Genomic DNA, 20,879 nt, shown 5'->3' with positions numbered 1-20,879 from the left:
TAACAATTTGAAGCTTCACCTTATATAATGTATATAAACCTACAAGACATGGCAATTTCGCAACATTAAAATAGAATCTAACAACGTGTTTCCCAGCATCCTAAAGTAATTTAGCATTGTAGAAAAGCCCCAAATTTTTACCAAAACTTACTTATTAAAGCAATAACGTAAAAATTTAAAATAAAATGAAAACATTATATCCAATCGCCATAATTTTAGTTACAAGTTTCTTTATTTCATCTTTTAATAACCTTGATAAAAATGATTTAAATAAAAAGGAAACTTTAACCTCTAATTACACTTCTACTAATAATGATGATGTAGTAGACAGTGAACTTTTAACTGATTTTTTCAAAAGATATACCGATTTGAAAAAATATCAAAACGACGTAATCTCTTTGTATAAAAACAGATCGTACGGAACCATTTGGTATGAAAATGGAAAATTAACTCAATATGGACAATTATTATATGCCAAATTGAACAACGCTACTTATGAAGGTATAGAAATTCCATACAAAAATGAAATTGACCAAATTTTCAACAAACAAGCAACAGAAAAACCTTCAAAAACCGATTCTGACATGTTGTTGAGTGCAGCTTATATTATATATGCTAATCATAAATTTGAAGGAGTTGATATTGAAACAGTTAAAAAATCAGAATGGCTATTACCTAAGAAAAAAATAGCACATGATACTGTAACTACTTCAACAACAAAACCAGTAGCGGAGAAAACCACAGTGGTAAAATTTGATCAATACAACAAACTTCAGGATGTTTTAAAAAAATATAAAAAAATAGAGCAAGACAATACCTGGACACCGATAACAGTAGAAACTCCTTATAAAGATATTAGACCAGACGCAAAATCTGTTACAGTGGCCCAAATCAGAAATAGATTATTTGTGATGGGAGATTTACAAAACGACTCAAAAAGCGATTTCTATGATCAGGAATTAATGGATGGCGTAATGAAATATAAATTACGTAACGGTTTAAAACCAAATTACATTATCTCTGAAGCCAACATTAAAGACATGAATGAGTCGATACAGGAAAAAATTAAAAAAATCAGTATTAACATGGAACGTTGCAAAGATATTTATCCAACCTTGTTAACTGACACAGAATATATAATGGTTAATATCCCTTCTTTTGAGTTGGTTTATGTAAAAAACGGTAAAATTGAATTGGTATCAAAAGTTTTTGTTGGTGCTCCTTTAACTAAAACAACTATTTTTAACGGAAACATTGATAAAGTAGTTTTTAGCCCTTACTGGACAGTTCCTCAAAGTATTGTTGAAAATGAGTTGAAAATGAAAATAGCTTCTGATCCAAATTATTTGGCAGAGCATAATATGGAAATCGTAAATGGTCAGGTAAGACAAAAACCAGGTCCTGATAATTCATTAGGTTTAGTGAAATTTATTTTCCCAAATCCAGATGATATCTACATGCACGATACGCCTGCAAAAACCTTATTTGATTTTGAACAAAGAACTTTTAGCCACGGTTGTATTAATGTTAGTAAAGCCAAAGAACTTGCTATTGCAATGCTAAAAGATTATCCGGAATGGACTGCGGACAGAATTGATAAAGCTATGGATGGTTCTGCAGAAACAACTTTTAAATTGCCAACTAAAGTGCCAATCTATATTACTTATTTTACAACATGGGTAAAAGAATCTGGTGAAATTAGCTTTTTTCAGGATGTTTATGACAGAGATGGAGATTTGAATAAAGTCCTTTTTCCAGAACAAAGCATCACTAGTAATCCTTAATTTCAATTTTAAAATATAAAAACAAAAGCTGAACAAAATTTTGTTCAGCTTTTGTTTTTTCAATAAGATTTCTGTAGAAATAAAAAAATCCTAACTTATTAATTTAAAATCTTTTAAAGGATTTCAATATTTAAAAACTAAAAGATCTTTGTACTATAATAATACCACTATTTTACAAAAATTAATTTATCATGAAAACAGAAAATATTGAAGGATTAACACTCTTTGAAATAAATTTATTAATTCAGCAAGGCGGAAGATTTGTAACATTTTCAAATCTTAATAATAAATTAAAAGATTCAACTATTTATTTTATTCGTCCCGGAGAAAAGACATTCAAATACGCACTAAAACATTTTTTTAAAACTTTATCTAATGGTTGGCGTACATTTCCCTTAAGACCATTTTACATTTCAAAATCTTTATTTTATTTAGCGATTGGAGGTAAAGATTATACACATTGTTTATTAGCCGACTTCAATAAAATTAATCCGGTTAACAATCCCAATTTGGACTGTTTGCAATATTTATAAGTTTTACAACTTAAAAAACTAAAGCGAAAATGGACTTCTATTTTCGCTTTTTTTATTTTAAAATCTTTATCTGATTAAAAATTATGTACTTTTAAATTCAATTATTATACTAAATAAATACTACGACTTTAAAGAAAATTATGGGAGATTCAAACGAATTAATTGTTAGAAAAAACTGGTGGGACAGAAATTGGAAATGGTTTGTTCCAACCGGATGTTTAAGCCTTTTGGTTCTTTTTGGATTATTTATTGCTGGAATATTCTTCGGCGTAACTTCAATGATGAAAGATTCCGATGTCTATAAAGAAGCCATGACCATAGTACAACACGATAAATTAGTAAACGACAAATTAGGTACTTCTATTGAAGCTGACGGAATCGTGAGTGGAAATATCAGCATTAATAATGATACAGGAAATTGTGATTTACAAATTCCGATAAAAGGGTCAAAAGGAAAAGGGACTTTATTTGTCGTAGCAGAAAAAAGAGGCAAATGGGAATACCGTGAATTGTCTGTTTACGTTGAAGCTACAGAAGAACAAATTGATTTGATAGCGAAGTAATATTTATATTTTTTTTCAAATATATTCACTGCATTTCAATCAATTAACCCTTATTCCGTATTTTTTATTTTATTTATTTCTCTTTTTTCTATATTCGAAAATCTTAGAACCTTAGCAACTCAGAATCTTATCAACTCAAAAAAGTTATTTCTGAAACAAATTATCTGTGCTCCAATAATAAAATTGTGGCGTTGTTTTTGAATAAGTAGTATTTTTGAAACTTATAAAACCCCAAACATGAAAAATATTCTATTATTAGCCCTTACGTTCTCACTTACATCTTGTGCTGAAATGCAACAAACCTTAAATCAGTTCCCGCAAATTTCATCGCAAATACCAGGAGTTGGAGGTGTAGATATCGCTTCTGGATTGAAGGAAGCATTAAATAAAGGAATTACCCAACAAGTTAGTAAATTAACTGCTGTTGATGGTTTTTATAAAAATGAGGCTGTAAAAATTTTAATGCCTGCAGAATTACAAAAAGTAGATGCTACTTTACGAAAAATAGGCCTTAGTTCATTGGCAGATGAAGGTGTGAAAATGTTGAATCGTGCTGCTGAAGATGCGGTAAAAGAAGCAACTCCAATATTTGTATCGGCAGTAAAAAACATGACTTTTACAGATGCTAAAAATATTTTACTAGGAAACGATAGCGCAGCAACAAGTTATTTGCAGGGAAGCACAACAACAGCTTTGTACGGAAAATTTAATCCGGTGATTAAAAGTTCATTCGAAAAAGTAGGTGCCGATGTGGTTTGGACAAAAATTATTACAAAATACAATACAATTCCGTTAGTCAAAAAAGTAAATCCTGATTTGACTGACTATACAACAACACAAGCTTTGGCAGGTGTTTTTAAAATGATTGCCGTTGAAGAAAAAGATATCCGAAATAATATTAGTGCAAGAACAACCCCTTTATTGAAAAGTGTTTTTGCAATGCAGGACGGAAAATAATTTTTTTGAAGGTTCATAGGCTCAAAGTTACAAAGGTACAGAGTGAACCTTTGTAACTTTGAGCCTATGCAACTTTGTCACTAACCAAAAAACAACCAAAAAATGCAAAAAATTACCATTCTGATTCACTGTAAAGACCAAAAAGGAATTATAGCTGCAGTGACCACTTTTATCGCCAAAGTAGAAGGAAATATTACTTATATTGACCAACACGTTGATGTGGAGCAAAATGTGTTTTTTATGCGATTGGAATTCGAATTAACTAATCATCATATCACGATCGAAGGATTGAAAACCGATTTTGATCAAACCATTGCAGCTGATTTTAATATGTCATGGGATTTGTACAATCAGGAACAAAAACCAAAAATGGCTTTGTTTGTATCTAAATATGATCATTGTTTGTTTGACATTTTGGGACGTTACAGTGCAGGAGAATTGAATGTTGAAATTCCGGTAATTATTAGTAATCATAATGATTTAAGATCGATTGCGGAGCGTTTTGATATACCTTTTCATTGTGTCCCTTTTACAAAAGATAATAAAGAAGAAGGCGAAGCCAAACAAATTGAACTTCTCAAAAGATATCAGATCAATTTTATTGTTTTAGCGCGTTATATGCAGATTGTAACGCCAAAATTGATTTCGCTTTACGAAAATAAAATTATTAATATCCACCATTCATTTTTGCCAGCTTTTCCGGGTGCAAAACCTTATCACTCGGCTTTTAAGCGTGGGGTCAAAATTATTGGTGCAACAAGTCATTATGTAACAGAAGAATTAGATGAAGGACCAATTATCGAGCAGGATATTGCAAGAGTTTCTCACATTCATTCTGTTGATGATTTTATCATGAAAGGGCGTGACTTAGAACGTATTGTTTTGGCTCGTGCTATTAAATTACATGCAGAGCGTAAGACTATGGTTTATAGTAATAAAACGGTTGTTTTTTCTTAGGTTCAAAGAGGCAGAGTAGCAAAATCCCAAAGGTTTTTTTAACCGCAAAGTGCGCTAAGGTATTTTCTTTTTGTATTTTACTAAACTTTAAAAAGTTCGCAAAGCTTTGTCTATAAATTTTGCCCACGGATTTTTCCCTGCAAATCGAGTCAAAGGTCCTTTTATAGTTCCCAAGGAACGAATTATATTGTAGGGCTGGACTTCAGTCCAGTTTAAATAAAATAGCTAACCATTTAGAAATTAATTTTTTTTAGGTTCAAAGAGGCAAAGCAACAGAGGTTCAAAGGCTTTTCCTTTCAACTAAAAAAGTAACCCCGACAGGTTTTTAGAAATCTGTCGGGGTTACTTTTTAACTTCTATTCACATCAGAAACCTTTGTGCCTATGAACCTTTATCTAACAACTATCGACAATCTCGGATCATCAAAGTTATTTACCTGTTCCATTGTTAATCCCAGCGCATGTGCAACTCCTTCTCCGTATGCAGGGTCTGCTTTATAGCAATTTCTAATATGACGAATTTGAATAAAAGGTTGTGCTCCTCCTACTTGTCCGGCGGTATTTTTAAACAATAATTGTTTTTTCTCATCTGTTAGCAAACGGAACAATAAACCTGGCTGAGTAAAATAGTCATTATCGTCTTCCCTGAAATTGTGTGCATAAGCATCTCCATGAAGTTTTAATGGTGGTTCTTTAAATTCAGGTTGTTCCTGCCATTCTCCAAAACTATTTGGTTCATAATGTTTACGACTTCCATTATTTCCGTCTACACGCATCGCGCCATCACGGTGGAAAGTATTGTAAGGACATCTTGACGAGTTCACCGGAATTTGATAATTATTAACTCCTAAACGATAGCGGTGTGCATCTCCGTAAGAAAATAAACGCGCCTGCAGCATTTTATCCGGAGAAAAACTAACTCCCGGAACTACATGCGCGGGATTAAATGCTGCTTGTTCTACTTCGGCGAAATAGTTTTCAGGATTTTTATTTAATTCGAATTCACCAACCGGAATTAGAGGAAAATCACCTTTTAACCAAACTTTAGTTAAATCAAAAGGATGAAAACGATAATTCTCCGCTTGTTCTTCGGTCATGATCTGAACGAACATTTTCCATTTTGGGAAGTTTCCTTCTTCAATTGCATCATATAAATCTCTTTGATGACTTTCTCTGTCGCCGCCAACTAATTTTGCAGCTTCTTCATCAGAAAGATTATCTATTCCTTGTTGTGTTACAAAATGAAATTTCACATAATGTCTTTCATTTTGATGGTTTATAAAACTAAAAGTATGACTTCCAAAACCGTGCATTTGTCTGTACGATCTCGGAATACCTCTGTCACTCATTACGATTGTAATTTGGTGTAAGGCTTCGGGTAATAAAGTCCAAAAATCCCAATTGTTATCAGCACTTCTCAAATTGGTTCTTGGATCACGTTTTACAGCATGATTTAAATCGGGAAATTTCATCGGATCACGGAAAAAGAAAACTGGTGTATTGTTTCCTACCAAATCCCAATTTCCTTCATTGGTATAAAACTTCATTGCAAAACCGCGAATATCTCTTTCAGCGTCGGCGGCACCTCTTTCTCCTGCAACAGTTGAAAAACGTACAAACATATCGGTTTTTTTACCAATTTCTGAAAACAAGTCGGCTCTCGTATATTTTGTAATATCATGAGTTACCGTAAAAGTTCCGTAAGCACCAGAACCTTTGGCATGCATTCGTCGTTCCGGAATTACTTCACGATCAAAATGCGCCATCTTTTCTAAAAACCAAAAATCTTGTAATAAAACAGGTCCGCGAGGTCCGGCCGTTTGAATGTTTTGATTGTCTGGAACAGGAGTTCCTGTAGCAGTTGTTAATTTTTTGTTTGATTCCATCTTGCTGATATTTAATGTTTTATCAAATATACAAACTAATACTTATCATATTAATAAACAAAATTGATTGTTATTATATTTTAATAACCAAAAACAATATATAGCAATAAAATCCTCAGAATGAGTTCTTAAAAAATCTTAACTTATGTCCAACAAAGTAATAACAAAACCTTAACAGCATAACATTGATATATGTTGGATCTTTGTAATGTAATAAACTGGTTATTTATTATTTTGGTTTTGGTTAGTTAAATGATGCCGGCGTCTTCGAGATGCCGGCATTCTTTTTTTATGAACTTTTGAATAAATTAGTTCTACCACAGAGATACACAAAGTTATTCACAGAGATACACAAAGAATTTAAATTGTTTGTTGAAATAGTAAGTTTATAAAGCTTTTATTTAAAAATATAACTTGGTGAAACTTTGCGAAACCTCTGTCTATCTCTGTGGTAAAATTATACTCAAAGCCAACCTAAAACTAATTTTTCAATCTTTCATGGAGTAATTTGAAATATGGGAAAGCCTTTAAAAGTCGGCTGCCGTGCCAGGAGAACATTTCTCCGTCTACAAAAATAGTTTTGGCATGATGCGTAAAACGTCCTATTTCGAAAGCGTCTTCTTCTTTAAAAGGATAAGGTTCTGAAGAAAGAAAAACCAAATCCGGATCACCTTCTAAACGCATTTTTTTGAGTTCAATTTCAGGATAACGACCTTTATCTTCGTAGATATTCTGAAAATGATTCAGCTTTAATAATTCATTAATATAGGTATCTTTTCCTGCAACCATATAAGGGTTTTTCCAAATAAAATAGGCTGCTTTTTTTAACGGAATATCCTGAATGTATTTTTTAAAATCGCTCAGGGCAAAAGTTAGTTTGTCATTCCATTTTTGGGCTTCGGTTCTGCAATTAAACAATTGACCGAAATCTGAAATCATCTGAAAGTTATCTTCAACAGAAACTATATTCGTTACCCAAATCGGACAAATTTGACTTAATTGTTCAACGATTTCGAGTGTATTTTCTTCTTTGTTGCAAATGATAATATCGGGTTGCAATAATTTTATTTTTTCAAAATGAATCTTCTTTGTTCCCCCAACAATTTTCTTCGTCGATTTTAAATGATACGGATGCACACAAAATTTCGTAATTCCGATAATTCTTTCTTCTAAACCTAAATCATACAACAATTCGGTTTGAGAAGGAACCAAAGAAATAATTCGTTTTGGAGCTGTCTCAAAAGAATGTAAAGTGCCGAGCTGATCTGAAATTTGTTTCATGTTTGGTTTGGATTGAGTTTTTCTAACACAGAGATACACAAAGTTTTTCACAGAGTTACGCAAAGATTTAGAAGATTACTTCGTGAAACTCTGTGAAAAACTTTGTGTATCTCTGTGGTAAAATTTACTTTGAACTTAAAATCTCTTCCATTTCCTGTTGCACTTTCAATGCTTCTTCCCTAGCCTTTTCAGCGAAGTCAGTCCCTTTTGAGGCGTAGATAATGGCCCTTGCAGAATTTACCAATAAACCAACTTTATCGTTCATTCCGTATTTACATACTTCAGATAAACTTCCGCCCTGAGCACCAATTCCCGGAACTAATAAAAAACTGTCAGGAACAATCTTTCTGATATCTGCAAAATATTCGGCTTTTGTAGCGCCTACAACGTACATTAAATTTTCACTATTCTTCCATGTTTTAGATGTTTCTAAAACTTGTTTGTATAATTCTTTTCCATTTGTAGTTAAAGTCTGGAAATCAAACGCTCCTTCATTAGATGTTAAAGCCAACATGATGGTATGTTTGTTTTCGAAAGCCAGAAAAGGTTCAACTGAATCTTTCCCCATATAAGGTGCAACGGTGACACTATCAAAATTTAAATCTTCAAAAAAAGCTTTCGCATACATACTTGATGTATTACCGATATCGCCACGTTTTGCATCGGCGATGGTGAACATCTCAGGAAAATTTTCATTGATATAATTGATTGTTTTTTGCAATGACATCCACCCTTTTATTCCGTATGCTTCAAAAAAAGCAGTATTGGGTTTGTATCCAACAGCCAAGTCATGCGTTGCATCAATTATAGCTTTATTGAATTCGAAAATAGGATCTTCTGTTTCTAATAAATGAGGTGGAATCTTAGTTAAATCAGGATCTAAGCCAACGCATAAAAATGATTTTTTTTGAAGAATTTGTTCGTGTAGTTGTTGTGTTGTCATGTTGTATTTTACTAGTGCGGCAAAATTACAAATAAGTTATGAGTTATGGGTTATGAGTTTTGAGTTTCAGGTTTAACATTTGACTTTTTTCAATTCTAACTTCTAACTCTTAATTCATAACTCTCAAGCAAAACATTGAATTCCTATAACATCTTCTCAAAATTATATAAGAGAAAAAATTAACTGCTAAGCTATTTTTGTAAAACAACCTTAAATCAAGCAATTATGAGCCCAAATATCGGAATTAGTCCAAAAAATTTAAAGAAAAGCACAACTATATTAGCCACAATTTTGTCTAACGAAATGACTTTGTATGTGAAGACCCGAAAATTTCATTGGAATATTTCAGGAAACAGCTTTATGGAATTACATAAATTGTTTGAAGATCAATATCGAATTTTAGAAGCAAATATTGATGAAGTTGCAGAACGTATTAGTCAGCTTGGTGAAAAAACGATTGGTACTATGAAAGAGTTTATTGAAAATTCGACTTTAAAAGAATCTCCGAAAGAATATGCATCGCAAAAACACATGCTGGAAGAACTTTTAGAAAATCACGAGCAATTAGTAACGGAATTCAGAACTTATATTCCGGTATTTGAGAATGAAAATAACGATATTGGTTCCGCTGATTTTATTACCGGATTATTACAGCAACACGAAAAAATGGCTTGGATTTTAAGACGATACCAGGTTTAACAAAAAAAACAAATGTGAATTATACAACAGTTGCCGAAATAAATGTAACAATGACCTAATCGATAATTTGCAATTTTACACTACTATTAATATAAATATAATTATCATGAATACGACTCAAATAAAAGGGAACTGGAACGAGCTGAAGGGAAAACTTAAACAACAATACGCAGAACTTACAGATGATGATTTAATGTACGCTGAAGGTAAAGAAGATGAAATATATGGAAGACTTCAGCAAAAATTAGGTAAGACTAAAGAAGAAGTTCAACAAATCATTTCAGATTTGTAAAATCTTCCAGGTCAGCCAGGATACCGTCTAATAAAAAAAACATTAGACGGTATTTTTTTGATTTTTTTTAGTATATTCATGTATTACTTAAAGTATCCGATGGGTATTACACCCAGAACCAAAAATAAATTAATTATCTTTAACCAAATTTTTATAAAATGAAACTATTTATAAAGTTCGACATAAACACCATTTGTTCTCTTTATTTAAAGCAAAATCTTGAAGAACAAAACATAAACTTTAGAACTTTGGGTTTTGGTGAGATCGAAATTGAAGATAATCTGGATGTAGAAGCGATTGAATCTTTAAAAGAAAATTTAGCTCCACATGGTTTTGAAGTCGTTGAGAATCAAAAAAGTGTTTTAGTTCAAAAAATTAAGGATGCCATAATTGAACTTGTTTTCCTTGAAGACAGTAATAATTATAAAAGTTCTGTATTTTTAGCTGAGAAACTAAACCATAGTTACGGATACTTATCGAATGTTTTTTCGGAAGTAACGTATTCATCTATCGAGAATTTTATCATTTTACAAAAAATTGAAAGAGCCAAACAATTAATTATTATTAATGAAATGAGTTTGACCGAAATTGCTTTTTTACTAAATTACTCCAGTGTTGCGCATTTGAGTACACAGTTTAAAAACACTACCGGAATTACGCCATCGGCTTTTCAGAGAATCATTAAAAAACGAAGAGAAAATTTAAAATAAAACCTAAATACTATACTAAAATGCAAAAAAACGCATTATATATTTTATTGGCAGATGATGACGAGGATGATCGTCTTTTTTTCAAAGACGCTTTTGAAGAAATCAAAATACAAACCAAAGTACAATTTGTTCATGATGGAATGCAGTTAATGGATCATTTATTGGATCCTGAAACCAAATTACCGGATATTTTGTTTCTGGATTTGAATATGCCAAAAAAAACTGGTAAAGAATGTTTGATCGAAATTAAAAAAACAGATCGCCTAAAAAACATTATTATTGCCATTTACTCCACTTCATCATCTGAAGAAGATATTGAAGACACATTTGTACAAGGAGCCAATATTTACATTAAAAAGCCAAGCGACTTTAATACGCTTAAAAAAATCATCAACGAAGTTGTGACCGTTAACTGGCACTATCATACTTCAGGTTTGAATCGTGATAACTTTTTGTTACGACTAAAATAATACGCATGCCTAATGAAATGGATACCAAATTTTAATTCTTCAAACTCTTTGAGAGTTATTTTTGTCATCGCAGTTTTCATTCTGTTATTTCTGTCTTCTATTGCTTATAAACACAATCAGGATTTAAATGAATCCAGTAAGTTGGCAATGCATACGTATGAGATCAACATACAATTAGAACGATTAATGTCTGCGATTAAAGATGCGGAAACTGGCCAACGTGGATATATCATCACACGAAACAACAGGTTCTTAAGTCCGTATCTTTATTCGCGTGACAAAGTAAATGCTTCTTTTCTTACCCTCAAAAAATTAACTGTTGACAATGCTGTTCAACAGAAAAATCTCGAAAATTTATTCAAATTAATTATTCAGCGATTTGTTTCGTTCGAAAATTGCCTGAAATACAGCGACCCAAAAACATACGATAAAAGAAAACTGGACAATCATATGTTTGGTGGACGAATACTGATGGAAAACATACGTTTTCAGGTTGATAAAATGAATGATATCGAGAAAAAATACCTCAAAAAAAGACTGGAAATTTATGATCAGGAAATTTCATTAAGTCCGGTTTTTTCAATCTCTTTATTTTTAACTGCATTACTTTTTATTTTATTAGCTTACAGACAAATCAGTCGTGATTTTGAGCGTTTGAAAGGTTTCAACAAACAACTTTTAATTTCTGGCGGCTTGATGGCTGAATCTGAAATTATTGGAAAATTTAGTACCTGGCAATGGGAATTAGACGCTAATAAAATTGCTTATTCTGATAATCAGTTCCGATTATTAGGAGTTACACCAAATTCTTTTGTGCCCGTTAGAGAAACTTTTCTGGATTTTGTTCACCCTGATGACAAAGCAGCTGTTTCAAAATCGATGGACAAAATAGTAGAGAAAAAAAATCTTCCTTTTATTTATTATAAAATTGTTCGCCCGAATAATGAAATCAGATATTTTAAATCTACCGGAAAATTATTAACTGATCAGCAAGGAGGCAAAATTCTGCTTGGAATCAATTTTGATATTACCGATGAACATTTACTTAATATCGAACTTCAGGAGAGAAATAGAGAATTAGAAAAAAGTAATAAAGAATTAGCTTCTTTCAACCATGTCGCGAGTCACGATTTACAGGAACCGCTTAGAAAAATTCAAACCTTTATCTCAAGAGTTTCTGAAGCTGATAAAGCGGTAATGTCTGAAAGCGGACAAGATTATCTTTCTAAAATTGCAGTTTCAGCAAAAAGAATGCGTGTTTTGATTGATGATTTGCTTTTATTTTCAAGAACCAATACGACTAAAAAAGAATTTATAGAATCGAATCTAAATGAATTGCTTCAAAATGCCGAATCTGAATTAACAGAAGTTATCAATGAAAAGAAAGCGATTATTACAGCTTCAAAATTGCCAAAACTCGATGTTATTCCTTATCAGATCGAACAGCTTTTTATCAATCTAATCGGAAATTCTTTAAAATATAATAAACCCGGAGTTGCTCCTGAAATTTCTATTGAAAGCGAAAAAGTATCAGCAGCAGATTATCCTGATTTATTAGAACAGTCTGCCAAAAAATTCCATAAAATAACTTTTAGAGATAACGGAATGGGTTTTGACCCGCAGTTTAAAGAAACCATTTTTATACTTTTTCAACGTTTGCATTCTAAAACAGATTATCCCGGAACCGGAATTGGTTTAGCGATTTGCAAAAAAATTGTTGAAAATCATAAAGGGCATATTTTAGCAGACAGTACTCCTGATGTCGGATCTGTTTTCACCGTATTTCTACCAGAATAAGGCATACAATATTGTAGGAAGGCGTTTACCGCAAAATGATCTGATTTCATTTGCTGTAAACGCTTTTTTTATTCCCTCAAAACACCTTAAAAAACGTTATATAAAGCCGTTATGGGAATTATATAACGTTTCTTTTTTATGCTGTAAAGCAAAATCTTTCATTCGTTAGCATCTTTGTAATGTAATACTTTATGAAGTAATAATGAAAACAATGCCCTTATTAAAAGTACCTATTTTTAAAGTTCTTTTCTTGTTGATTTTTATAATTTGTTTTTCTTCCTGCGGGAAAAAAAATCAGCAACAAAGTTCATTTAAAAAAGAAACTTTGAATAAAAGTAGAAATGAAGAAGTCGAAACTTCTTTTTTTATCGAAATGGGAAATATTGTGAATTCAATGATTTCAAAAAGTCAAATTGCACAACAAAAAAGTTCTGAAAGTAAAATTCTGGAAGTAAGTAAAAAAATTGAGAATCATCAAAATCAATTGTTGCAGAAAGTAAACGAAATGGCAAATAAAAAGCTCATTATCATTACCGACATCAACGCAACTCATAAAGATGAGTTAGTAGAATTGAATAAAACAAATGGTATCGATTTTAACAAAACTTATTTAAGTTCTATGACATTATCGCTTGCACAACAAATCAACTTATTTGAAAAGATTTCGAAAGAAACAAATGACCAGTTGATCTTGAAATTAGTGCTTCAGTATTTGCCGGAACAATACCAGCTTTTACGAGAAACAGAACAAATTAAAAGTGAATTTAATTAAATGCCTTTATATCTATTTTTTAACAACTAAAATTTTTAACAATGAAAATGCAATCAAATTTTTTATGCGCCTTAACCCTTTTTATGACAGCTTCATTTGGAATGCTGCACGCACAAGATGACAATGTAACCACAGAGTTTGGTATAAAAGGAGGTTTCAATATGTCTAACTTATATCAAAGTGAGGCTGATGACAATAACGTAATTTACGGTTTTAATGCCGGTGTTTATGCTACTTTACCAGTTTCTGATTTTATCGCGATTCAGCCAGAGATTTTGTTTACTACAAAAGGTGCCGAATTAGATTATAACAATGCCTTTTTACAAGGAAATGCAAAATTCAAATTGAACTATATCGAAGTTCCTTTATTAGTAAGAGTTAATATCACTAAAAACTTTAATGTTCATGCCGGTGGTTATGCATCATACCTGGTAAGTTCAAAAGTTACAGGTGACGGAGATATCAATTTTGATGAAGCAGTTGATACTGATGATTTAAACAAATTTGATGCTGGTATTGCAGCTGGTGTCGGAGTAGATTTTAACCCGATAAGTGTTGGTTTACGTTACAATTATGGTTTAACAACTGTTGGTAAAGAAAGAACTTTTGCAGGAACAACATATACATTTCCAGATGCAAAAAACAGCAATCTTACCTTATACGTTTCGTATAAGCTGAATTAAAAAAAACAATTAATTATTAACCCTAATAATAAAACCATGTCAAATTTATTATACACAGTCGCAGTTATTTTAGTTATTCTTTGGGCTCTTGGGTTCTTTTATTATAGCGCCGGTGGTATTATCCACATCTTATTAGTAATTGCCATTATCGCAATAATCTTCAGACTTATCAAAGGTCGAGAAATTTAAAAATTAAAAATTAAACAAATTTATATTAATCACTAAATCAAATATTATGAAAACGAGTAGCACATTATTAGGAATTTTAGGAGCCGCAGCGGCGGGAGCATTTTTAGGAGTATTGTTTGCACCAGACAAAGGATCAAACACAAGAAAAAAAATCTCAGATAAATCAAAAGATTACGGAGATAACCTAAAAGGCAAAGTTGATGGAATTTTAAGCACAATTACTTCAAATGGTAAAGATATCATTGATGAAGGAAAAGCAAAATTTAATCAGGTAAAAGAAGACTTCAATCAAATTAAAGACGAAGCAAAAACTGTAAAAACTAACTATTAAAAGTGAAATTTTTCAACCATAAAAATACCCTATATCATGGAAACAAATGCAACAACTAACGAAAACCTTAATATGTATGAAAAAGCTGAAAACTATACCAAAACGAGTTTAGAGTTAATCAAACTCAAAACGGTATCAGCAGTAGCAGATGTATTATCATCACTAACATCCAAAATTGCGGTTGGCGCTGTTGTTGCATTTTTCACTTTGTTTCTAAATATTGGAATTAGCTTATGGATTGGGAAAGAACTTGGTGAATATTTTTACGGATTTTTTATAGTGGCGCTTTTTTATCTTATTGTGGCTATTGTTTTGCTTAAAACACAACATTCACTGATAAAAACGCCTATCGGGAACATGATTGTTTCCAGCATTTTAAAAGAACAAAAAACTGATTTAACTAATTGATAATAAATAAAAGACTGTTATGGAAGCTGTTTATACAATTGATGCATTAAATCAGAGAATAAAGCAATTAGAAGCACAACAAGATGTGGAATGGATTGCAATAAAAGATGAAATCGATGAAATCAAAGAGAATTTAAAACCTCTTAATCTTATTCGAAATACGGTGTCAGAAATTAATGAAACTGTTGGTTTTAAAAGCGATCTGGCGCAATCAGCGATCAGTATCGGAATTGGTTACCTCGCAAAAAAATTAGTTGTAGGGAAAACAGATTCTATATTTAAAAATATCCTGGGATCTATAGTACAACTTGCAGTAACCACATTAGTTTCAAAACCACATCATGAATCTTCACCGGAAGAATCATCACAACACGAATCGTCAGAAGAGTAAATGCCTAACTAAATATTATGTATTATGGAAAAGATAGAAGAAATAATTCTAAAAAATGGTGTGTACATGTACTCTAATCTATATAAATGTTTTGAATTTACAAGAGTATTTCTAGGTATCTAACTTGTTTATACGTTTTTACTTTAACAACGGTTAAGCAGTTAATACTTCACTATATTTTTTTTAAGGTTCTGAGGTGCTAAGAGACTAAGGTACTAAGTTTTTTTTACTAAACCTGAACCAAACAGTTGACCTCAATCTTAAGCAAAAGAGACTATTTCATATTAGTGAAATAGTCTCTTTTTTATTTAAAGGTGCTGAGGTGCTGAGGTGCTGAGGTGCTGAGGTGCTGAGGTGCTGAGGTGCTGAGGTGCTGAGGTGCTGAGGTGCTGAGTTCAAAAAGATAAAAAACAAAAAGCCGAACAAAGTTCGGCTTTTTTATATGATCAAGAAACCTTAGTACCTTAGCAACTCAGTACCTCAGAACCTTTAATTATAATTTTGATAAATTGGCAATTTCAAACCAACATATAAATTACAAGCTTTAGAATTATTTGAAAACAAATTCGAAATTAAAGAACCCGAACCAATAAATAACGGACCAGCTCTAAAACCAGTTCCTATTTGAGTTCCGCTGTATTCCATATAAGTTACCGGAAGATAAAAACTGAATTGTCTCGTTTCATATCTTGGTGTAAAAGTAACGGAATTTGCAATCGCCGTTCGGTTTATTTTTTTAGCATCAACCAAACTAAAATCAGTGCTCAAATCAAATAAAACTTGTTGTCAATGTTCCAGTCAAAATTAGTGTGCAAAGCAGTTGGCAAATTGGCTTTTACGCCTTTTCTGGTTGCTGTTTTGGTATAATTAGCGTCGAAAAATTCGAAAATATCATCTGCACTATCAATATCGTCTTGTGTAACACTACCGGTTAGATTATACGTGTTTTCGATGGCATTTTTATAGTTTAGCTTACCAATATCAGTTACAGCTACTGCTGCTTTCAATTTATAGCGATTTCCTATACAAGTATGGCAGTTCGTACGATATTCATACGTAAAACCCAAATCAACGCCAACACCTGCAGATGTTGCATCAAACTCCGGATCTTTACCGTTTTCATAATCGTAGCTTGCAGATGTTCTTAATGTTCCCGTAGAGTAATATTGACTCAAAGCAGGATTAGCATCATTTTTATTAAAGGCTACACTTAAGTTATTTCCGTTGATGTAACCGTTTACACCTGCCATTAAATATTTCACGGTGATACCGCCTTTTATAAAATGCATATCACGATCTAATAAGACAGTTGCATAACTGGCTCCAATCTCAGCCCATGAATTGCTAACACCATTTGGGTTTCCGCCAGATATTAAAAAGCTGTTCGACATATCAATGTCTTTATTAACTTCATCAACAAGCTGACCATTTACATCCACAAGATTGGTAATGCTTCGAACGCGCGAAAAAAGAGCAATACTATGAACCGGCGTAATATTCATCATAAACGAAGGTCCCATAATATCTACATTAAAATTTCCTCTGTTATTCGATTTGATATTTTTGCTGGCATCAGCCTGCAAATCAAAACCGCCGTCTAAAACTTCAGCAAAATTAACGCCATACAAATCATTCTGTGCGGTGGAACTCGCAGAGAAAATCGTAACATCAGCCTTGTATTTAGAATCTACAATAGCAGACGGATTAAATAAAGCTGCCTGAATTCCGGCATAATTATCATCCCGAAATCCGAAATAAGATTGCCCTCGGGCACAAAAAAAGCTTCCTAAGAAGCAAAATAAAAGTAAAGTTTTCTTCATAAATTGGTAGGTTTGTCATGTTTAAAAGATTTACAAATATTTAACAAAAAATCTCAATAAAAAAAACCAACCGATTAGGTTTTAGTTAAGTTTTTGATTTTATTTCAAAAATTGTAATAAAAACCTCGCGCATAACTTCACAATACCAAACAAAAAAGCCGAATTACAAAGTAATCCGGCTTTCTCAATAATCTTTATCTTGCTTCTTTCTTCTATGCTCTAAAGTAAAAAATCTAAGAAGTCTAAAATTAAAATACTTCAGAAGCTTCTTTCAATTTCTCCATATTATTCACCAACTGAAGCTCAGCTACAATTTTCTGAATATCACCATTCATGATGTTTCCTAAATCGTAAAGTGTCAAACCAACTCTGTGATCTGTTACACGACCTTGTGCGTAGTTGTATGTACGAATTTTAGCCGAACGGTCTCCAGAACTTACCTGAGAAGTACGTTTTGTAGCATCTTCAGCTTCTTTCTTCGCCAATTCTTGTTCGTATAAACGAGAACGTAAAACGTTCAAAGCTTTATCTTTATTTTTGTGCTGTGATTTCTGATCCTGACATTGCGCCACTAATCCGGTTGGAATGTGCGTTAAACGTACAGCCGATTTCGTTGTATTTACCGATTGTCCTCCAGGTCCGGACGAACAGAAGAAATCTACACGAACATCGTTCATATCAATTTGTACATCAAATTCTTCTGCTTCTGGTAAAACCATAACAGTAGCTGCCGATGTATGCACACGACCTTGTGTTTCAGTCTGAGGAACACGTTGTACACGGTGAACACCCGCTTCAAACTTCAAAGTTCCGTAAACATCTTCTCCCGAAACCTCAAAAATAACCTCTTTGAAACCTCCAGAAGTTCCTTCGTTCATATCTACAACCGAAGTTCTCCAACCTTGGTTTTCACAATATTTAGTATACATTCTGAACAAATCTCCGGCAAAAATACTCGCTTCATCCCCACCCGTTCCGGCGCGAATCTCCACCATAACATTTTTAGCATCTTCAGGATCTTTCGGAATCAACATAAACTTAATTTCTTCCTCCAGTTCAGGCAATCTTTCCTTTGCTTCATCTAGTTGCATTTTGGCCATTTCGGTCATATCTGCATCACTTCCATCCGCAATAATTTCGTTTGCCTCATCTATATTAGCCATCAAAAGCACATATTCATCACGCTTTTCAGCCAATGCTTTCAGGTTCTTGTACTCTTGATTCAATTGCACATAACGTTTCTGATCAGCAATAACATCCGGCTGGATAATTAAGTCCGAAATCTCGTCGAAACGTTGTTTTACTATTTGAAGTCTATCTAACATTTTTAATTCCTTTTTATTGGACTGCAAAATTACAAAATTTTTGTTGAAAATTCTATCATTAACTTTTTGAGTTTTTTAGGCTTCGTTTCTTAAGATTGTTTGGTGGAATTATGATGGTTTTTAGGAGCTGTTTCCTGCTATCCGCTATATCTTTTTAGGCAGAAGGTGTAGTTTTTAATTTAGATATTTTCGTTTGCCTAAAAAGGATGCCGCTGCTATCAGGGCTAGGGAAATTGGTTTTAGAAGTGGCTTTTGAGTTTAAACATTTTTTTTTCTTAAATCAGGTGTTTTTACGTGGTGGTAGATTTAAATTAAAATACGATGTTTGTTTAATTTTAATAAAAAACGAATCTTAAAACTAATCTATTTCATGGAACAATCAACATTAAAATATCTTCGAATCATTATTCCTGGTTTAATATTTTTGTTTGGCATATATCCAATATATGCACACTATTTTGCAGATTTATTTGGATTAAAAACACTTGATTTTGGATATGTCACAATTTTAGCAATTATAATTGGTGGAATATATTACCAATTAAATATTCAACGAATTATAACAAAACCTTCTCATTTCTTCATTACCAAAAATATACGTAAACATTTAATAAAAATATCTGGTCTAAATTTAAATGCTAATGAATTAAAAAAAATAAGAAAAGAAAAAAAGTACATGAATGTGTTTTATAAAATTTTAGATAATGATGAATCTTTGAAAAAAAAAATGGCTAATGTATATTTCAATGGAATTTTTTGGACTTCAACAGCTGATTCATTTTTAATTAATTTATTATTTCATTTTTTATATAAATATGATGCAACTGATGTTAATGGGAGGGAAAACTTTTCTACCTTGTTTATGATATTGGCGATTTTCTCACTTGTATTGCATATCATTTCAGTTTTCAAACATATTAGTTTAGCAAACGATCAATTTCATTATATAGAAACACACATGCAGTCTGAAATTAATACCGAAATAAATAAGATCGTTTAGGTGATCTTTATATAGTATGTATTCTAAAAAATTAAACTCTAACGCAATTGACATTATAAAACAAGAGTATTTAAAAGATAATACTCCTTGGTTTTTGGGTTATAGCGGAGGAAAAGATTCTTCTGCTTTATTGAAATTGACGTTTAACGCAATGTTACAAACTGAAAATCATCATAAAAAAATATTTGTATTATATTGTGATACAGGAGTTGAAAATCCAATTGTAACCGATTATGTATATGCGACATTTGTTAAATTAAGAGAGGAAAATAAATTAAAAAAATTACCCTTTATATTTAAAATAATAAAACCAAAAATTGAAGATAGATTTTTTGTAAAAGTAATTGGTCGTGGATATCCTACACCAACTAATATATTTAGATGGTGTACAGATAAATTAAGGATAAATCCTGTCAATGAATATATAAATACCAAAGAAAAATCAACAATTTTATTAGGTGTTCGAAAAGCAGAGAGTGAACAAAGAGATCGAACCATATCGAAACATATTACAAATAACGAATATTATTTAAAACAAAATAAATCTAAAAATAGATTGATATTTTCTCCTATTATAAATCATACTTTAGAAGATGTTTGGATAACTATATTAAGTCTAGATTACCCTAAAAGCATTGACTTTAAAAAAATAAGAGAGATATATCAAGATGCTGAATCTGAATGTACAGCTATAAAAACAGAAAAAGAAAAAGCATGTGGAAGTTCACGGTTTGGTTGTTGGACTTGTACTGTAGTAAGAAAAGATAAATCTGTCGCTAATATGATTTCAAATGGATATGAAGAATTGGCAGAATTATATAACTTTAGAAATTGGATTTATAATTTTAGAGATAATAAAGATTATAGATGCAAAAAAAGAAGAAATGGAGTTGTTGGATTAGGGCCATTTACAATTGAAGCAAGGAAATTAATACTCGAAAAATTGAAATATGCCGAAAAAAAATCAGGCTTCACACTTATTGATAAAGACGAACTAAAAAAAATCTATGAATTGTGGGACTTGGACATAAAAAACCCTAGATATTTTGAAATGTAATTTTTTTAATAATAAAAGTCTAACTAATACTT

Annotated in this window: 24 protein-coding genes; 18 read left to right on the top strand and 6 right to left on the bottom strand. The window is 31.8% G+C overall.

The features are described 5' to 3' along the window. Nucleotides 1-185: 185 nt before the first annotated feature. The 5 genes from AC1RRN_RS00860 to purU all read left to right on the top strand — a co-directional run bounded on the left by AC1RRN_RS00860 (nucleotide 186) and on the right by purU (nucleotide 4,794). Nucleotides 186-1,784 carry a L,D-transpeptidase family protein gene (locus AC1RRN_RS00860; protein ID WP_492965453.1) on the top strand — a complete coding sequence of 533 codons (1,599 nt, stop codon included), beginning with the start codon at nucleotides 186-188 and terminating at the stop codon, nucleotides 1,782-1,784. A 191-nt stretch (nucleotides 1,785-1,975) separates the two neighbouring features. Continuing rightward, nucleotides 1,976-2,317, top strand: coding sequence for a hypothetical protein (locus AC1RRN_RS00855; RefSeq protein ID WP_492965452.1), 342 nt, complete (start codon nucleotides 1,976-1,978; stop codon nucleotides 2,315-2,317). Nucleotides 2,318-2,457: 140 nt separating this feature from the next. After that, nucleotides 2,458-2,880, top strand: a complete 423-nt coding sequence (locus AC1RRN_RS00850) for a cytochrome c oxidase assembly factor Coa1 family protein (RefSeq protein ID WP_492965451.1) — start codon at nucleotides 2,458-2,460, stop codon at nucleotides 2,878-2,880. Between the two features lie 237 nt (nucleotides 2,881-3,117). Further along, nucleotides 3,118-3,837 (top strand): DUF4197 domain-containing protein, encoded by a 720-nt coding sequence (locus AC1RRN_RS00845; RefSeq protein ID WP_492965450.1) that lies wholly within the window; start codon nucleotides 3,118-3,120, stop codon nucleotides 3,835-3,837. Nucleotides 3,838-3,939: 102 nt separating this feature from the next. Beyond that, nucleotides 3,940-4,794, top strand: a complete 855-nt coding sequence (gene purU / locus AC1RRN_RS00840) for a formyltetrahydrofolate deformylase (RefSeq protein WP_492965449.1) — start codon at nucleotides 3,940-3,942, stop codon at nucleotides 4,792-4,794. A 391-nt stretch (nucleotides 4,795-5,185) separates the two neighbouring features. On the opposite strand, the gene AC1RRN_RS00835 is transcribed toward purU, so the two are convergent. From AC1RRN_RS00835 to pyrF, 3 genes are all read right to left on the bottom strand, one after another. Continuing rightward, nucleotides 5,186-6,679, bottom strand: coding sequence for a catalase (locus tag AC1RRN_RS00835; protein ID WP_492965448.1), 1,494 nt, complete (start codon nucleotides 6,677-6,679; stop codon nucleotides 5,186-5,188). 480 nt (nucleotides 6,680-7,159) lie between these two features. After that, nucleotides 7,160-7,960: an ABC transporter substrate-binding protein gene (locus AC1RRN_RS00830; protein WP_492965447.1), complete on the bottom strand. Its 801-nt coding sequence runs from the start codon at nucleotides 7,958-7,960 to the stop codon at nucleotides 7,160-7,162. A 124-nt stretch (nucleotides 7,961-8,084) separates the two neighbouring features. Next, nucleotides 8,085-8,903, bottom strand: coding sequence for an orotidine-5'-phosphate decarboxylase (gene pyrF, locus AC1RRN_RS00825; RefSeq protein ID WP_492965445.1), 819 nt, complete (start codon nucleotides 8,901-8,903; stop codon nucleotides 8,085-8,087). A gap of 225 nt (nucleotides 8,904-9,128) precedes the next feature. On the opposite strand from pyrF, the gene AC1RRN_RS00820 reads away from it, so the two are divergent. From AC1RRN_RS00820 to AC1RRN_RS00770, 11 genes are all read left to right on the top strand, one after another. Then, on the top strand, nucleotides 9,129-9,602 hold the full coding sequence (locus AC1RRN_RS00820; protein WP_492965444.1) for a Dps family protein: 474 nt from the start codon (nucleotides 9,129-9,131) through the stop codon (nucleotides 9,600-9,602). A gap of 106 nt (nucleotides 9,603-9,708) precedes the next feature. Further along, nucleotides 9,709-9,894 (top strand): CsbD family protein, encoded by a 186-nt coding sequence (locus AC1RRN_RS00815; protein ID WP_492965443.1) that lies wholly within the window; start codon nucleotides 9,709-9,711, stop codon nucleotides 9,892-9,894. A 158-nt stretch (nucleotides 9,895-10,052) separates the two neighbouring features. Next, the gene (locus AC1RRN_RS00810) at nucleotides 10,053-10,604 is read left to right on the top strand and encodes a helix-turn-helix domain-containing protein (protein ID WP_492965442.1); all 552 of its coding nucleotides are present in this window, start codon (nucleotides 10,053-10,055) and stop codon (nucleotides 10,602-10,604) included. 20 nt (nucleotides 10,605-10,624) lie between these two features. Then, the gene (locus tag AC1RRN_RS00805) at nucleotides 10,625-11,074 is read left to right on the top strand and encodes a response regulator (RefSeq protein ID WP_026981937.1); all 450 of its coding nucleotides are present in this window, start codon (nucleotides 10,625-10,627) and stop codon (nucleotides 11,072-11,074) included. 12 nt (nucleotides 11,075-11,086) lie between these two features. Further along, a complete protein-coding gene (locus AC1RRN_RS00800) occupies nucleotides 11,087-12,871 on the top strand; it encodes a sensor histidine kinase (protein WP_492965441.1) in 1,785 nt (594 codons plus the stop codon). Nucleotides 12,872-13,196: 325 nt separating this feature from the next. Next, nucleotides 13,197-13,643 (top strand): DUF4142 domain-containing protein, encoded by a 447-nt coding sequence (locus AC1RRN_RS00795; RefSeq protein ID WP_492965440.1) that lies wholly within the window; start codon nucleotides 13,197-13,199, stop codon nucleotides 13,641-13,643. Nucleotides 13,644-13,684: 41 nt separating this feature from the next. After that, nucleotides 13,685-14,326, top strand: a complete 642-nt coding sequence (locus tag AC1RRN_RS00790; protein WP_492965439.1) for a porin family protein — start codon at nucleotides 13,685-13,687, stop codon at nucleotides 14,324-14,326. A 36-nt stretch (nucleotides 14,327-14,362) separates the two neighbouring features. Next, complete coding sequence (locus AC1RRN_RS00785) at nucleotides 14,363-14,515, top strand: lmo0937 family membrane protein (protein WP_492965438.1); 153 nt, start codon at nucleotides 14,363-14,365, stop codon at nucleotides 14,513-14,515. A gap of 46 nt (nucleotides 14,516-14,561) precedes the next feature. Beyond that, entirely contained in the window at nucleotides 14,562-14,846 is a 285-nt protein-coding gene (locus tag AC1RRN_RS00780) for a YtxH domain-containing protein (RefSeq protein WP_492965437.1), read from the top strand. 36 nt (nucleotides 14,847-14,882) lie between these two features. Next, nucleotides 14,883-15,254: a phage holin family protein gene (locus AC1RRN_RS00775; protein ID WP_492965436.1), complete on the top strand. Its 372-nt coding sequence runs from the start codon at nucleotides 14,883-14,885 to the stop codon at nucleotides 15,252-15,254. A 19-nt stretch (nucleotides 15,255-15,273) separates the two neighbouring features. After that, nucleotides 15,274-15,645 (top strand): hypothetical protein, encoded by a 372-nt coding sequence (locus tag AC1RRN_RS00770; protein ID WP_492965435.1) that lies wholly within the window; start codon nucleotides 15,274-15,276, stop codon nucleotides 15,643-15,645. A gap of 489 nt (nucleotides 15,646-16,134) precedes the next feature. On the opposite strand, the gene AC1RRN_RS00765 is transcribed toward AC1RRN_RS00770, so the two are convergent. The 3 genes from AC1RRN_RS00765 to prfA form a co-directional block, all read right to left on the bottom strand. After that, entirely contained in the window at nucleotides 16,135-16,413 is a 279-nt protein-coding gene (locus AC1RRN_RS00765) for a DUF5723 family protein (protein WP_492965434.1), read from the bottom strand. Further along, nucleotides 16,410-17,465: a DUF5723 family protein gene (locus AC1RRN_RS00760; protein ID WP_492965433.1), complete on the bottom strand. Its 1,056-nt coding sequence runs from the start codon at nucleotides 17,463-17,465 to the stop codon at nucleotides 16,410-16,412. The genes AC1RRN_RS00765 and AC1RRN_RS00760 overlap by 4 nt, the downstream gene beginning before the upstream one ends. A 248-nt stretch (nucleotides 17,466-17,713) precedes the next feature. Continuing rightward, a complete protein-coding gene (prfA, locus tag AC1RRN_RS00755) occupies nucleotides 17,714-18,790 on the bottom strand; it encodes a peptide chain release factor 1 (RefSeq protein WP_072975643.1) in 1,077 nt (358 codons plus the stop codon). A 370-nt stretch (nucleotides 18,791-19,160) separates the two neighbouring features. On the opposite strand from prfA, the gene AC1RRN_RS00750 reads away from it, so the two are divergent. Together AC1RRN_RS00750 and AC1RRN_RS00745 are read left to right on the top strand one after the other, a co-directional pair. Beyond that, complete coding sequence (locus AC1RRN_RS00750; protein ID WP_492965432.1) at nucleotides 19,161-19,790, top strand: hypothetical protein; 630 nt, start codon at nucleotides 19,161-19,163, stop codon at nucleotides 19,788-19,790. 16 nt (nucleotides 19,791-19,806) lie between these two features. Next, the gene (locus tag AC1RRN_RS00745) at nucleotides 19,807-20,847 is read left to right on the top strand and encodes a phosphoadenosine phosphosulfate reductase domain-containing protein (RefSeq protein ID WP_492965431.1); all 1,041 of its coding nucleotides are present in this window, start codon (nucleotides 19,807-19,809) and stop codon (nucleotides 20,845-20,847) included. The last annotated feature ends 32 nt before the right edge of the window (nucleotides 20,848-20,879 follow it).

The organism is Flavobacterium sp. GW821-FHT11G01 (genome assembly GCF_058808175.1).
This window is presented reverse-complemented; position numbering and strand designations above follow the sequence as displayed.

Excerpts from the sequence above, each read along its gene's own strand:
- AC1RRN_RS00775 (WP_492965436.1), top strand. The coding sequence starts at position 14,883 with ATGGAAACAAATGCAACAACTAACGAAAACCTTAATATGTATGAAAAA.
- AC1RRN_RS00850 (WP_492965451.1), top strand. The coding sequence starts at position 2,458 with ATGGGAGATTCAAACGAATTAATTGTTAGAAAAAACTGGTGGGACAGA.
- AC1RRN_RS00860 (WP_492965453.1), top strand. The coding sequence starts at position 186 with ATGAAAACATTATATCCAATCGCCATAATTTTAGTTACAAGTTTCTTT.
- AC1RRN_RS00815 (WP_492965443.1), top strand. The coding sequence starts at position 9,709 with ATGAATACGACTCAAATAAAAGGGAACTGGAACGAGCTGAAGGGAAAA.
- AC1RRN_RS00770 (WP_492965435.1), top strand. The coding sequence starts at position 15,274 with ATGGAAGCTGTTTATACAATTGATGCATTAAATCAGAGAATAAAGCAA.
- AC1RRN_RS00820 (WP_492965444.1), top strand. The coding sequence starts at position 9,129 with ATGAGCCCAAATATCGGAATTAGTCCAAAAAATTTAAAGAAAAGCACA.
- AC1RRN_RS00830 (WP_492965447.1), bottom strand. The coding sequence starts at position 7,960 with ATGAAACAAATTTCAGATCAGCTCGGCACTTTACATTCTTTTGAGACA.
- AC1RRN_RS00785 (WP_492965438.1), top strand. The coding sequence starts at position 14,363 with ATGTCAAATTTATTATACACAGTCGCAGTTATTTTAGTTATTCTTTGG.
- pyrF (WP_492965445.1), bottom strand. The coding sequence starts at position 8,903 with ATGACAACACAACAACTACACGAACAAATTCTTCAAAAAAAATCATTT.
- AC1RRN_RS00845 (WP_492965450.1), top strand. The coding sequence starts at position 3,118 with ATGAAAAATATTCTATTATTAGCCCTTACGTTCTCACTTACATCTTGT.
- AC1RRN_RS00760 (WP_492965433.1), bottom strand. The coding sequence starts at position 17,465 with ATGAAGAAAACTTTACTTTTATTTTGCTTCTTAGGAAGCTTTTTTTGT.
- AC1RRN_RS00855 (WP_492965452.1), top strand. The coding sequence starts at position 1,976 with ATGAAAACAGAAAATATTGAAGGATTAACACTCTTTGAAATAAATTTA.
- AC1RRN_RS00790 (WP_492965439.1), top strand. The coding sequence starts at position 13,685 with ATGAAAATGCAATCAAATTTTTTATGCGCCTTAACCCTTTTTATGACA.
- AC1RRN_RS00835 (WP_492965448.1), bottom strand. The coding sequence starts at position 6,679 with ATGGAATCAAACAAAAAATTAACAACTGCTACAGGAACTCCTGTTCCA.
- AC1RRN_RS00810 (WP_492965442.1), top strand. The coding sequence starts at position 10,053 with ATGAAACTATTTATAAAGTTCGACATAAACACCATTTGTTCTCTTTAT.
- AC1RRN_RS00800 (WP_492965441.1), top strand. The coding sequence starts at position 11,087 with ATGAAATGGATACCAAATTTTAATTCTTCAAACTCTTTGAGAGTTATT.
- purU (WP_492965449.1), top strand. The coding sequence starts at position 3,940 with ATGCAAAAAATTACCATTCTGATTCACTGTAAAGACCAAAAAGGAATT.
- prfA (WP_072975643.1), bottom strand. The coding sequence starts at position 18,790 with ATGTTAGATAGACTTCAAATAGTAAAACAACGTTTCGACGAGATTTCG.
- AC1RRN_RS00805 (WP_026981937.1), top strand. The coding sequence starts at position 10,625 with ATGCAAAAAAACGCATTATATATTTTATTGGCAGATGATGACGAGGAT.
- AC1RRN_RS00750 (WP_492965432.1), top strand. The coding sequence starts at position 19,161 with ATGGAACAATCAACATTAAAATATCTTCGAATCATTATTCCTGGTTTA.
- AC1RRN_RS00745 (WP_492965431.1), top strand. The coding sequence starts at position 19,807 with ATGTATTCTAAAAAATTAAACTCTAACGCAATTGACATTATAAAACAA.
- AC1RRN_RS00780 (WP_492965437.1), top strand. The coding sequence starts at position 14,562 with ATGAAAACGAGTAGCACATTATTAGGAATTTTAGGAGCCGCAGCGGCG.